Annotated in this window: 9 protein-coding genes; 2 read left to right on the forward strand and 7 right to left on the reverse strand. The window is 38.7% G+C overall.

What is annotated here, in order from left to right:
- Nucleotides 1-112: 112 nt before the first annotated feature.
- The 6 genes from SPK86_RS04170 to SPK86_RS04195 form a co-directional block, all read right to left on the reverse strand.
- A complete protein-coding gene (locus tag SPK86_RS04170) occupies nt 113-1,843 on the reverse strand; it encodes a methyl-accepting chemotaxis protein (protein WP_330948699.1) in 1,731 nt (576 codons plus the stop codon).
- A gap of 125 nt (nt 1,844-1,968) precedes the next feature.
- Nucleotides 1,969-2,412, reverse strand: a complete 444-nt coding sequence (locus SPK86_RS04175) for a hypothetical protein (protein WP_330948700.1) — start codon at nt 2,410-2,412, stop codon at nt 1,969-1,971.
- Nucleotides 2,413-2,538: 126 nt separating this feature from the next.
- Entirely contained in the window at nt 2,539-4,419 is a 1,881-nt protein-coding gene (gene htpG, locus SPK86_RS04180) for a molecular chaperone HtpG (RefSeq protein WP_330948701.1), read from the reverse strand.
- A 199-nt stretch (nt 4,420-4,618) separates the two neighbouring features.
- Entirely contained in the window at nt 4,619-5,863 is a 1,245-nt protein-coding gene (locus SPK86_RS04185) for an MFS transporter (protein WP_284140576.1), read from the reverse strand.
- A 161-nt stretch (nt 5,864-6,024) separates the two neighbouring features.
- Complete coding sequence (locus tag SPK86_RS04190; protein WP_330948702.1) at nt 6,025-6,456, reverse strand: DUF5392 family protein; 432 nt, start codon at nt 6,454-6,456, stop codon at nt 6,025-6,027.
- Between the two features lie 230 nt (nt 6,457-6,686).
- On the reverse strand, nt 6,687-7,853 hold the full coding sequence (locus SPK86_RS04195; RefSeq protein WP_330948703.1) for a TraB/GumN family protein: 1,167 nt from the start codon (nt 7,851-7,853) through the stop codon (nt 6,687-6,689).
- Between the two features lie 226 nt (nt 7,854-8,079).
- On the opposite strand from SPK86_RS04195, the gene SPK86_RS04200 reads away from it, so the two are divergent.
- Together SPK86_RS04200 and SPK86_RS04205 are read left to right on the forward strand one after the other, a co-directional pair.
- Complete coding sequence (locus tag SPK86_RS04200) at nt 8,080-9,540, forward strand: potassium/proton antiporter (RefSeq protein WP_330948704.1); 1,461 nt, start codon at nt 8,080-8,082, stop codon at nt 9,538-9,540.
- Between the two features lie 166 nt (nt 9,541-9,706).
- Nucleotides 9,707-11,761 (forward strand): RNA polymerase sigma factor, encoded by a 2,055-nt coding sequence (locus SPK86_RS04205; RefSeq protein WP_330948705.1) that lies wholly within the window; start codon nt 9,707-9,709, stop codon nt 11,759-11,761.
- Nucleotides 11,762-11,842: 81 nt separating this feature from the next.
- Here the strand turns inward: SPK86_RS04205 and SPK86_RS04210 are convergent, their stop codons facing one another.
- Nucleotides 11,843-13,255, reverse strand: a complete 1,413-nt coding sequence (locus tag SPK86_RS04210; protein ID WP_284140571.1) for a SpoVR family protein — start codon at nt 13,253-13,255, stop codon at nt 11,843-11,845.
- Nucleotides 13,256-13,285 lie beyond the last annotated feature (30 nt).

Raw genomic sequence — 13,285 nt, forward strand, 5'->3', positions numbered from 1 at the left:
CAAACCAGCCAATTATCTGCTTAATAATTTAGTCTAACTTTATGGGTTCAGTACAATAATCGAGCCTTTTTTAAGTATTCGCATGCCTGTATTTCACTTTACTGGATCGTTTTTATTCTTCTAATACAAATCGCTGCGAATGATGATGCAATGCCTCTGATAGATCTCGAAGCTCTATTCCAATATGATGTGTTTCACTCATTTGCTTTATTTGCGTATCACTGATTATCAGCATTTCTTCCACACTTGCTAAGGTCTCTTGAGAAATAGCTGATACACGATCTGTTGCCAATTCTAGCTCTGGAAGCTGTTGATGTATCTGTTGGAGCTCTTCACGCATCCCACTCATCCGAGTGCTCACAGCCGAAACATCTTCCATCATGTTTTCGATAGAAATTTTTGTTTCCCTTGACAACTGAAGCGTCCCCATTGTTTTAGTATGCATTAGCGTGAACTCACTTGTCGCCTTACTAGTAATTTCCCCCATTGATGCAATCGAATTGGTAATATTATTGGCTGCATGTCTCGAATGCTCTGCAAGCTTTCTCACCTCATTTGCTACTACCGCAAACCCTTTTCCTGCTTCCCCTGCTCTAGCCGCTTCAATTGATGCGTTCAGGGCTAATAAGTCCGTTTGTTCCGCCATTTTATGAATAACGACAACGAATTTCTTAATCGCTGCTGCATCCGCACTAACTTGCTGTATAACAGCTTTTAATTGACCAAAATCGTACTCATATGTTTCAACCGTTCGAATTAAATCAGTTGTTTTTCTTTCTCCAGCAGCTGCAGTCTGTGCCATTATTTCCTGGCTCTGTGAAACTTCCTCCATATTTGCCGTCATTTCTAACAGCTTTCTATGCATAGAGTGAAAGGATGTGATGGATGATTCAGAGCTGCTTGCAGTTTGCTCTGCTCCTTCTTTTACCGCCTTAACTGCTTCCACTAAATCATTACTTGAAGCTAGGGTAGTTGTTGATGATTGTTGTAATGCACTTCCCTTGTTCTCCAGCTGTATCGTCGTATCCTTTAATTCGGTTAGCATCTCTCGAATACTATGCACCATGGCTGTATAGCTTGTGTACAATGACGTAATTTCTGGGATTGTCGTATCAACCTTTTCAGGTAGCGTCCATTTTCCCTCAAGAACTCCTCGCATCGTCTTTTGAAGCTGTGCTAAAGGCGTTGTCATACTTCGAACAAAAAACACAACAACTACCGTTGCCAAAACGATTAATCCTGTGGCGATGAAAAATGTAAATCGGGCCATATCATTTATCGCTTGCATATATGTATGAGTGGGAACGGCAAGCACGTATATCCCATTAACATCTGCCATTTTCCGAAATGCAAACGTATAATCCTTCTCACCTATTTGGGCATGTAGAATACCAGCTCCAGCCTCTGTTATTTTATTTATAATCGAATTAGGAAGTTTTGGTGCTTCTTGATTATTTACCAAAAATGGGGTCGCCTTTTTATTGGAGATCGAATAATAAGAAGAGGTCATCCCTTCTGTTTTTAATTTTTCCTGTTGGGAGCGAATGTTCCTTTCTAGCTCCTGCATAAAATAAGCTTCATCACTGACATATAAAAACTTTAGATTTTCTGCAATGTGTCCCATCAACTCTACTTCTCGAACTAATCGATTCTCCACTTTTTCAACTGTCAGCGTTTTTGCTTTAGTATAATATACAGCTCCAACGATTCCGACAGATAAGATAATCGATAAAGTAAAAAGAATGAGCAAGCGCATCCGTATAGATAGATGCTTTTTCGTATAATTCGAAGCACGTTTAATTGCCTTACTCTTTTTGTCTTGTACTTTATTCTTTTTAGTCACCTTCCGCCCTCCCGAATAGTACAATATACCCATTCTTATTGTACCATCCCACTGTGAAGCTTCTGTAAATTCAATGTGAAGTTTGATTTACAGTGGTGAGAGTCAAGCGGGACCGATTTTCTATTTTACTGAACAAGCACGACAAAGGTATAGGATGCTTCTCCTGCTTTCCATGTAGCAAACACTTCAATAATATGAGTACCCGTTTCCACTGGGAGTGTTAATTCATTCTGATCCACCTCAAGCGTTCCCGAACGCGTCTCTTCCCATAGATAGGCTTCTATTTCCGGTTCAGATTGATCGGTAAACAGAATGCTGGCAGATTCACCTGCAGGAACGACGACAGCATCCATGTTAGCAGCGATTTGAAAAGGAGCCGCAGCATCAGCGACAACATGTTGATTTCCATATTGCCATTTATATGAACCTCGCTGTGCCTCAATTGTTATTTCATTAATCTTTACTTGCATGTGAGGCGGTTCCTTTTGTTCCCCCTCCAGCTTGCACCCTACGGCTATTAACATCACAACAATTAATAAAAACGACAATTTAAAAAGATTGTGTTTCATGATGATGCCTCCTTTAAAGTTAGACGAAAAGAATCTCGTACTTTGTTTCATTTTACTCACTAAAAGAAAAAAGCCACCCACTAAGTCCACTGAAGACTTATAGGCAGCTTTATTTAGAAAGTGCTTTTACACCATTACTTTACAAATATCATTTGTAAATTCTACTGGATCAACTACTGGTAGCCCTTCAATGAGCAATGCTTGGTTGTAAAGCAAACCAGTATACAAAGCAAATTTTTCTTTATCCTTCTCAAAGGCCGTTTTCAATGATTGATATACCTCATGGTCAATATTGATTTCCAATACTTTATCCGCTTTAACCTGTTGGTTATTTGGCATCGCATTCAGTACTTTCTCCATTTCCAATGAAATTTCTCCATCGGTTGAAAGACAAACAGGATGCGACTTTAGACGTTTGGATACTTTTACTTCCTTCACCTTGCCATCAAGCAGCTTTTTCATTTCGGCAAATAAATCCTTTTGTGCATCTGCTTCCGCTTCTGCTTTTTTATTTTCCTCTGACATGTCAATGCCTAAATCTCCACTAGATACGGAACGGAATTCCTTGTCCTTATATTGCATTAGCATTTTAATGGCAAACTCATCTACTTCGTCGGTAAAGTATAAAATCTCGTATCCTTTATCCGCAACAAGCTCTGTTTGTGGCAGCTTCTCAATACGGTCATTTGATTCACCGGCAGCATAATAAATATATTTTTGTTCTTCTGGCATTCTAGAAACATATTCGTCGAGGGAAACTAATTTCTTTTCCGTCGAAGAGTAGAAAAGCAGCAAATCCTGTAGCGTTTCCTTATTCGCACCAAACTCACTATACACCCCATACTTTAGCTGGCGACCAAAGGATTGATAAAATGTTTCATAGCTTTCTCGCTCATCTCGAAGAAGCTGTAGTAGCTGTTGCTTAATTTTTTTCGTTATATTTTTAGCAATTAGCTTTAGCTGACGGTCATGCTGCAGCATTTCACGCGAGATATTTAAGGAGAGATCCTCAGAATCTACCATTCCTTTTACAAAGCTAAAGTAATCCGGTAATAGCTCCGGACTTTTCTCCATGATTAATACACCATTGGAGTAGAGCTCCAGACCTTTTTCATATTCCGCAGTATAGTAATCGTACGGGGTGCTTTCAGGAATAAACAAGATTGCATTATAGCGTATATTTCCGTCTACTTTTATATGGATATGCTTTAATGGCTTATCAAAGCCATAGCGCTTTTCCTGGTAAAAATGCGCATAATCCGCATCTGTCAGTTCATCCTTATTCTTTCTCCAAATCGGCACCATGCTGTTAATCGTTTCTTCTTCAACGAAGTCCACATAGTCTTCGCTTCCTTCTTCTTTTGGCTTGCTTTTCGTTACGTCCATTTTAATTGGGTAGCGAATGAAATCAGAGTACTTTTTAATGATTTCCTGAAGTCGATATTCATCTAAATAATCATCATAATTTTCATCTTCGTTGTTTTCCATGATTTTTAAAATAATTTCTGTTCCGACATCCTGCTTTTCATGGGCAGTAATCGTATAGCCGTCTGCTCCCTTTGACTCCCACTTATAGCCTTCTTCACTGCCAAGCGCTCGACTATACACTGTTACAACATCAGCAACCATGAAGGCCGCATAAAATCCAACCCCAAACTGCCCAATTATATCGTGACCGTCTTTGCTTTCATTTTCGTTTTTAAAAGCTAAAGAACCACTTTTGGCGATTACACCTAGATTGCTTTCTAGCTCTTCCTTTGTCATCCCAATACCTGTATCTTTAATTGTTAATGTTCGGTTTTCCTTGTCCGATACAATTTTTATATAGTAATCATCCTTATTAAAGATTAATGAATCATCTGTCAAAGCCTTATAATAAATTTTATCTATCGCGTCGCTCGCATTCGATATAAGTTCTCTTAAGAACACTTCCTTCTGTGAATAAATCGAATTAATCATCATTTCGAGCAAACGCTTCGATTCTGCTTTAAATTGTTTTTTAGCCAATGTAATATCTCCTTTCTTTATTGAGGGCTCGTTTCCATTTTAGCACTCTCTATCACAGAGTGCTAACCCAATACATTAAATACCATATTCATGAGAAGCTGTCAATCGTTCGACTCTATATCCTTGTTTATTAAATGCAATGGATAAAACAAAAAACGGACAATCGCATTCATTGTCCGTGTGCTGCATATTATTCTTCTTAACTGTCTGTCTTTAGCTTCCGGAATACAAAGAAAAAATATAACGAACCGACCAAGTATAAGCAGGCCGTAATCGAAAAGATATGTGCATAGCCCCAATAAGCGCCATAATGTAATACAATCGTTGTGGAAACTGGCCCCATAAATGCCCACCCGAGCTGGAATACCATTTGATTCACTGAATTAGCAAGTCCCTTCATCGAATCATCAACCTTCGACATCATGAGGGAAGCTTGAATCGGGTTACCTGCATTCATTAATGCCTGACGAAATAAAAAACCGAGCCCTGCTAGCCATAAATTTTGCGTAAAGGCAGTTAAGAGCAGGAATGGCAAGGATGAAAGCTGTAAATAAACAACTGCACGGACTTCCCCAACCCTTTGCACAACGAGCGGACCAATAAACATTGCTACTGCAGTTGCTGCCTGCCCTAGAGAAATAATAACACCGATCATGGAATTAGAGGCCTGAAAGCGATCTGCAAAATATAAGTTTAAATAAGGAATAACGAGCCCACTTCCAAAGCCTATTAATAGCTGTGCTAATGCAAAAAGGGCAATAATTTTAATACCAGCCTTATTTGCTTTGAAAAATAACACCGGAGCAACTTTTACATTCGCATCCTTTTGTTTCACTGGTCTTCTTTCTACCATTTTTGTAATTGGGAAAAAAGCAACTAAATAGAACACACTACCAATAATTAAGGTGATACGTATACTCATTAATTCCGTGGTGACCAATGAAAACAGATCTGTTAATACACCACCAAGTATGCTTCCAATGACATTAGCAGCTGTTATCAATGCTGCATGTAAGCTAAAAAGATGCACCCGTTGCTTCGGATTTGAATTTTCAGCTAGCCACGGAATCGTCGATACTTGAAGAAATGCCGTAAAAATACCAGTTGCAAATCCTGTCGCAAGTAATAACGATGTAGGCTCAACAACACTGCGTAGAATTAAAATAATACCGGATCCAAATATGCCAAATAGCATGACCCGTTTTCTACCTAGGCGATCACTCATAATCCCTGCTGGCACAAGAATAATTGCTGTTGCTAGTGCAGTAAGCGCAATAACTTGCCCATTTACATCCTGATTTAAACCAAGCGCCCGAATATAAAAGTTATAAATAACCATAAACATTCCCATTCCAATTTGGGAAAAGATATTCGCAGCGATTGCTAATTTAATATTTTGATTATACGATTTAAACTGATTTGACCATTCATGAAAAAAGGCCACGCTATTCCCTACCTTTAATATTCAATTACACAATACTTCGTGTCCCTAAGTATATTAGACCCATTCGCTAAAAAAGTAAATAGGTAAGCGAAAGCATATTTACAACTTTCTTAAACAACAAAAAACCCTAGCTTATAAAAGCTAGGGCGACATATTAGTAATTAATAAATGGTATCCATGCGATTTTCTTCCTCTAAAAACTTCACAAAATGTTGCATCGCTTGCACTGGTTGCCCTTTTACAAGCGCAACATATTTATCTTTGGAATGTTCAGGGGCAGCATCACTGCTAGTAATCCGCTTGATCATATAGTCTCTGCTTTGCTTATGAATTTCTTTTTTATGATACTTTGCTTCCTTCGACAAAGCAAAGCCTACCGCTCCAAGCACCGCAAATACAACAAGACTTACGACATTTGAGCTTTCTGGCATGAAAAACAATAAAAAGATAAGGTTAACAACAGAAACACTAATTAATGGCAAGGACCACAGCGCATATTTAGAAGCTTTCTTCGCCAATGGAGCAATCGTTTCATTTAACTTTTCAAGCTCCCTTTTTATGAACAACGGCATATCCCCCATAAATAAATTCATACGATCCCTTCCTTTCATTTATATCCTATTTTAAAAAAAGCGAGATCTTTACCATATCGGCAAAGGTCTCGCTGAACAAGTTCATGTTTAATAAAGCCGATGGAGAATCTCCATGTAATGACGACTTTATTTTGGAATGGGCTAGCCACTCCAATGCTACTCCCCTTTGAAGCACTTTTATTTTCATGTTAATTATATCACATATGATGTTTTGTTACAAAAAAGAGCGATCACAAGTTTTGAATAAATAAACGGATAACATCAGCTCCACCAATAAATGTTCCGATCGAGCTTCCAACGTTCGCTAGCACAACAACTAAGAGCACACGCGTAACCTTATTGTTCCAAAAACCCTTTAAGCTAAAAACATCTTCTGATAATGTATCAAAGTCTTTAACACTTGGACGGCGCATATACGCTTGCACAAAGCCGGCAAACCATCCTGCAGCAAGCAGTGGGTTAAGCGATGTTAATGGAGCTGCCAAAAAAGCCGTTAACACAGCGAGTGGATGACCAAAAGCAAGTGCCGTACCAATCGCGGAAAAGGACCCATTCCATAAAATCCAACTTATTGTCTGCTGTATACCTGCTGTTGGATTTGCGAAAAATGTGTACGCAATAATTGCCAAAATAAAGATTGGAATCGACCAACCAATAATTTTAGGAAGCTTCGATTTAGGCGGAAGCTCTGACAAGCGCTCTAAATCATGTGAATGATGGATTTGCTTTGTAATCCCTGGAACATGCGCAGCACCGAGCACAGCAACAACTTTATTACCTGGCGCTTCTTTTATTTTTTGCGCCAGATACTGATCGCGTTCATCAATTAACGGTGTTTTTAGTCTCGGAAAATGCGTCGTAAACTCCTGAAGCATGGAGTCAATCATATCCTGTGATTTCATTTTTTCCAGCTCTTCTTCAGAAATAGTTTCTCTACTAAAAATACCCGCCACTACCTGTGTTAGGAGCATCGCCTTTCCTTTCCAGCCAAGATTGCCCCAAATACGTGAAAAGGTAATCTGAATATTACGATCCGCGAGCACTAAATCGGCACCAATTTGCTCGGCTGAATCAATGCCTTGAATCATTTCCTGTCCAGGACTAATGCCAAATTGCTTTGCCATTCTTCTTTGAAAGGACGATATCGCTAAATTCATTAATAGCAAGGTTGCTTTCTTATCCTTAATGATTTGAAAAATATCGGTATCCTTCCACCTGTTTCCTTCTCGAATCGATTGATATCTTTGATCATCAAGCTCCACACAAACGGTGTCCGGCCTTTCTTTTTCGATTATTTCCTTTACTTCATCCGCACTATGCTTCGATACGTGTGCAGTTCCTACTAGAATATATTCTTTATCATTTATATGTAGACGTGTAATATGTTGTTCGGACATAAACGACCTTCCTTAATCATCGCAATATCGATGCAAATTATTCATTTTAATATACGTTTCATTTTATTGTATTCATATTATCCATAATAAACTACTCGGCTGTAAAATTGTAGCGATTTTACGATCCCACGCAAAAATCATTTACGTACGGAGTTACTTTCATTGTGACTTTTCCTATGAAAAAGGTAAAATAAGAGTAAGTAATCCATTTAAAGGAGTAATTCATTTGGAGACTGGGACTTTAATATTTTTATTTGCTACCATGCTAATCATTGGTGTGCTTGCCGCTCGATTCTCTTCTCGCTTAGGTTTACCTTCACTCGTATTATTCTTAGTAGCTGGAATGGTTTTAAATAGATTCATATATTTTGACAATGCTTCCTTTGCTCAATTTGTTGGGATTATGGCTTTAATTATCATTTTATTTGATGGTGGAACACAAACCAAATGGGAAAATATGCGTCCTGTTGTCGGTACCGCAGGAATTTTAGCAACACTAGGCGTATTGTTAACAACGGTTATTACTGGAATCGCCGCCACCTATATATTGCAGCTTTCCTTATTAGAAGGATTGTTATTTGGAGCCATCGTTGGATCAACAGATGCTGCTGCTGTTTTTGCTGTGCTTGGGAATAAAAATATTAAGAAAAAGCTCACGGCAACATTAGAAGCTGAATCAGGCTCAAACGATCCAATGGCCGTATTTTTAACGATTGCATTGATTGAAATGATTCAAGTTCCTTCGACATCGGTCTGGGATACCATTGGTTTTTTCTTTCTTCAAATGATACTCGGTCTTGTATTAGGTGTTATATTAGGTAAAACGACTATCTTTATCATTAACAATATTAAACTCGATACTGCAGGACTTTATCCTGTATTAGCGATGAGTGCTGCCATCTTCACGTACGCACTTACCGATTATTTAAATGGAAGTGGCTTACTCGCTGTTTATGTCATGGCAATCTTTGTGGGGAATAGCGATTTAATGCATCGCTTTTCGATTTTACGTTTCAATGAAGGCTTTGCATGGATGATGCAAATCGTAATGTTTATTATCTTAGGATTACTCGTTTTTCCGAATCAGTTAATTCATGTTTTCTGGCAAGGAATTATTCTCGCAGCTATTCTCACGTTAATCGCTCGCCCAGCAGCTGTATTTATTTGCATGCTATTTTCTAAATACCATGTGAAGGAAAAGTTATTTATCTCATGGGCTGGATTAAAAGGAGCTGTTCCAATCGTTCTAGCCACCTATCCAATTATTGCAGGGGTTGAAAGCAGTCAGCTAATCTTTAATGCGGTGTTTTTCGTTGTGCTCATTTCCGCTTTAGTGCAAGGAAGCACATTATCATGGCTCGCGGCAAAATTAAAGCTGACAAGTGATCGAAAAGAAAATCGAACCTCTAGCTTTGAATTAATCAACCTTGGAAAAACCGATTCAGAAATAATGGAGGTAACCATTACCGATAGCTCCCCTGCAGTGAATACATCATTAACCGATTTAGAGCTTCCAACTAATACACTTATTATCGGTGTGATTCGGGAAGACAAGCTACTTACCCCGACAGGAAGCACGATCCTTCAAGATGAAGATACGTTATTCGTCCTTGGAAATAAACAAAGCCGTGAAAAAGCCAAGGTAGTATTGTTAGGAAAGCCTCAAAAAAGGCGAAAACAAACATAATAGAGATGACAAGAGCTCCCCTCAAACAGCTTTAACGATTTGTTGGGGGCTTTTTCTGTATTACGATTCAAAATAGTGTATGTTATAATTATGTGAAACTTCAAACAGCTAAGAAATCTACATGATTATCCATTAAACCTTAAAGAAATAAAGAGGTGAATATCCGTTGTTACATGAAATGAATCTCGAAGAAGCCTTTTTTTTCAAGCAATTAGAGCCTATTGGCGAAGACGTCAAACGATTTATTTATACATATGTTGGAAACAAAGGAAAAATGGAAGCGATATTCCAAGAGACAGTACAAGTAGCGTTTAAAAAACTACAGAAACAAGACTTTTCCGCTTCCTTTCGTTCCGTCATTTTTCAAATTGCTTTCAAGCAGTGTAAACAAGCTCAACGGCTCCCTATACAGCAACGAATCCTCTCCAATGAAAAGCAAGCTTCATCCTCCATTCCGTTTCCTCCTGTCTTTACACAACAGCAAAAAGACGTAAAGGAAATATTGGAGCTCTCACCGATGAAACGAGCTATTATTCTCCTGCATTACATATATCGTTTTAATTTAACTGAAGTAAGTAAAATAGTTAACCTAAAGCTGGAAGCAGCAGAAAAACAGCTTGCACTTGTGGACGAGAAAGCAATTGCCATGGATCAATTAACGAAAGATGACTTCTATAGCTTTCTTGGAAATGAAGCCTATTTTACGAAGGCAGATTTTGATCGCTTCATCGAAAAAAATCGCCAGCAAAAACAAACAACAAGGATAGCCAGATCAAAAGCCCTTGTTGGCATTGGTGCACTTGTTTTACTATTCGTTGCCATGAAACTCATGCTAGAAAACCCTGCTGATAATGCTTCTAAGAAAGAAGAACAACCAGAAGAACAAGAAGAGACGATTGTCGAAGAGCAAGGTACATACCAACATGAAAATCAACAAGTGGAATTATTGTTTAGTAAAGTAAACTCTAGAAAACAAGTGGATGATTTTTTCTATTCTACAACTGCTGGACTACGCGAGGCAGAGCAAGCAGGACAAGTTGCGCCTTCTAATCAAACCTATCAACTAGCCGAAAATGTTTCGCTTACCATTGAAAAGACCTGGTCTAATTCGATAGAAACATTGGTTTACTATAGTATTGACGTACCAGAGGAACAGTTTGTATCTAACGAATTCCTAACCATTGATTTTCTCTCAGAAGAAAGCATGAATAGTTCCTTTGATTTTTTCTCACGATTTGGAGATGAGCTTGGTGTTGTTTTTGAAGATCGATTATACGGGGTGTTGCGTGGATCGATTTCACAGGATGAAGCGCCAATGGTAAAACGAGATGAATTAATTGTCACGGATATCTTCATTGATTATTTTGGTAGGAGTATGGAAGCGGCGGATGTCGAATTTCCGATTTTTTTTGATCGGAAACAGCAGCATATTGAAAAAATCGCCATTAATCAATCACTCACTCGTGAAGACGTTACTTTTCATTTAGAGTCGCTTGATTTAGGCTTATCAGAAATAATCGTACATGGAACAATTGAAAAGCCAGCTAATATGACGGTAAATTATATCCATGCTAACTTGCGCAATCTGAATAATAGTCATATTTTCAGTTATGATGTTCGGTATAACTACCGAATGGACAATAATCACGTACAGTTATTCTTCTCTCCACTATTATCGAGAGCTGAGGAAGCGGATGTAGATATCCACACGCTGGATCTTCAAAGTGACGAATCAATGCAATTTTCTGTTGATGTATCGGACTATAACGATATCGTGGCAACGAAGGAACTCCCTTATACCGCTAAAAAGGAAGAAAAGCTATTTGAAGTGAAAAATAAAGCACTCTCCGTTCATTCCTTTGTTTATAAAGAATCTGGTTTAGACGTATCGTTCAAATTCGATACGACCGGAAAAAGTAAAGTGGAGCTTATAGAGCAAATTATGCCTGCTTATCCGTTTCACCAAGAAGAGGATATCCCAATGACCTTACAAACCGCAAACGAAAAAGGAGAACGGGTCAACCCAAGTCAGGTAGATTCAGTCTATCGCAGCAGTTCATTTGTAGACATTAGCTATGACCGAGCATTTGTCGAAAAAGCAAATACCTTACACTTTACGTTAAGCAATTTATTATTTTCCTATATTAATGAAGTGGAAACTTTTCGCATTGCAATTCCCGAGGAAGCCGCTGCAAAATACCCTAAAATCAATGAGGAATAAAGGATTTGTCAAAGAGGAGCAGGAAAAAACCTGCTCCTCGTTTTAAATGAACCTTTTTAAAGTGGGCGTGTTCATATCAAGTTACTTACTGGATAAAAGCTGGCGATTCATTTTATGTCCATCATACGTGAACTGCACAGACCTGCCTTCTACATGCGTTTCCAGATGAACGACGCGCCCCCACAGCTGATAAATGTATGGCAACACCTTTTCTAAATAACTAAGATCTAGCTCCATTCCCTCGTAGCGATGCTCTAAATAAAGCTCTCCATTCCGCATATAATCCCCATCAACGACGACGATATAGGGAAATCCCCCATTCACACGCATGGAAACAAGCTGATCTCGAACATGTGTATAATCCTTATCGGTAATGCGATACATATTCCCTTGCTTCTCAAACAAATACAAATCTTCGCGTGCTACAAGCTCCTTTGTTAAATAATTGCGGATAAAGGAAATATCGGAATCAATCTCACGCACTTCAAATATCTTTTCACGTCCAGATCCTTGCTCAACACCGCGCTCTTGCATCTCTTTTGTTGGTTCATTATAGCGCGCCTCAATATCCTCAAATATTTTTAGCCCTAAATAATACGGATTAATTTGCTTTTTCGATGGCTGCACGACATTCGCATTTAATTTGGCGAATTCAACCACTTCATCAGGGGTTAAATCCATCTCACGCAGGATGCGTTGATGCCAGTAGGAAGCCCAGCCTTCGTTCATGATTTTTGTTTCGAGCTGCGGCCAGAAATAAAGCATTTCTTCACGCATCATCGTTAAAATATCACATTGCCAGTCTTCAAGCTCCTGACTATATTGTTCAATAAATAATAATAAATCCTTTTCTGGTTGTGGAGGAATGTGACGCCGTTTTTGCTTTTTCGGCTTTTGATCGGTTGCTTTTTGATCTAGCTTCCATAAATCGTCATATGGTGTTACCTTCTTCTCCTCCGGCTCCACTTCATCCCATGCTTCACGCTGTAATTGCGGTCTTGTGATGGACGGGTCGATGTGTTCTTGAATGGATAATACGGCGTCTAGAAAGCGTTCTACCTCCTCCTTGCCATGGACTAGTTCATAATGGGCAATTCGCTCTGCCGTCGCTGTCATACTTTCTACCATATCACGCCTCGTATTGGAAAATCGGACATTGTTTTTGAAAAAATCACAATGCGCTAGGACATGCGCAATAATTAACTTATTTTGAATCAACGTGTTTGTATCCAGCAAAAATGCATAGCATGGATTTGAATTAATAACTAACTCATAAATTTGGCTTAATCCAAGGTCATAATGTAGCTTCATCTTATGAAATTGCTTTCCAAAGCTCCAATGTGTGAATCGAGTAGGCATGCCATAAGCGCCAAATGTGTAGATAATTTCCGCAGGACACACTTCATAGCGCATTGGATAAAAATCTAATCCAAAGCCTGATGCGATTTCTGTTATTTCGCCAATTGCCTGCTCGAGCTCCTTTGTATCTGTCAATGTGATCCCTCCAGAATTCCTTTCTATAGT

The organism is Virgibacillus sp. MG-45, assembly GCF_036409425.1.
Classification (GTDB): domain Bacteria; phylum Bacillota; class Bacilli; order Bacillales; family Amphibacillaceae; genus LDC-1.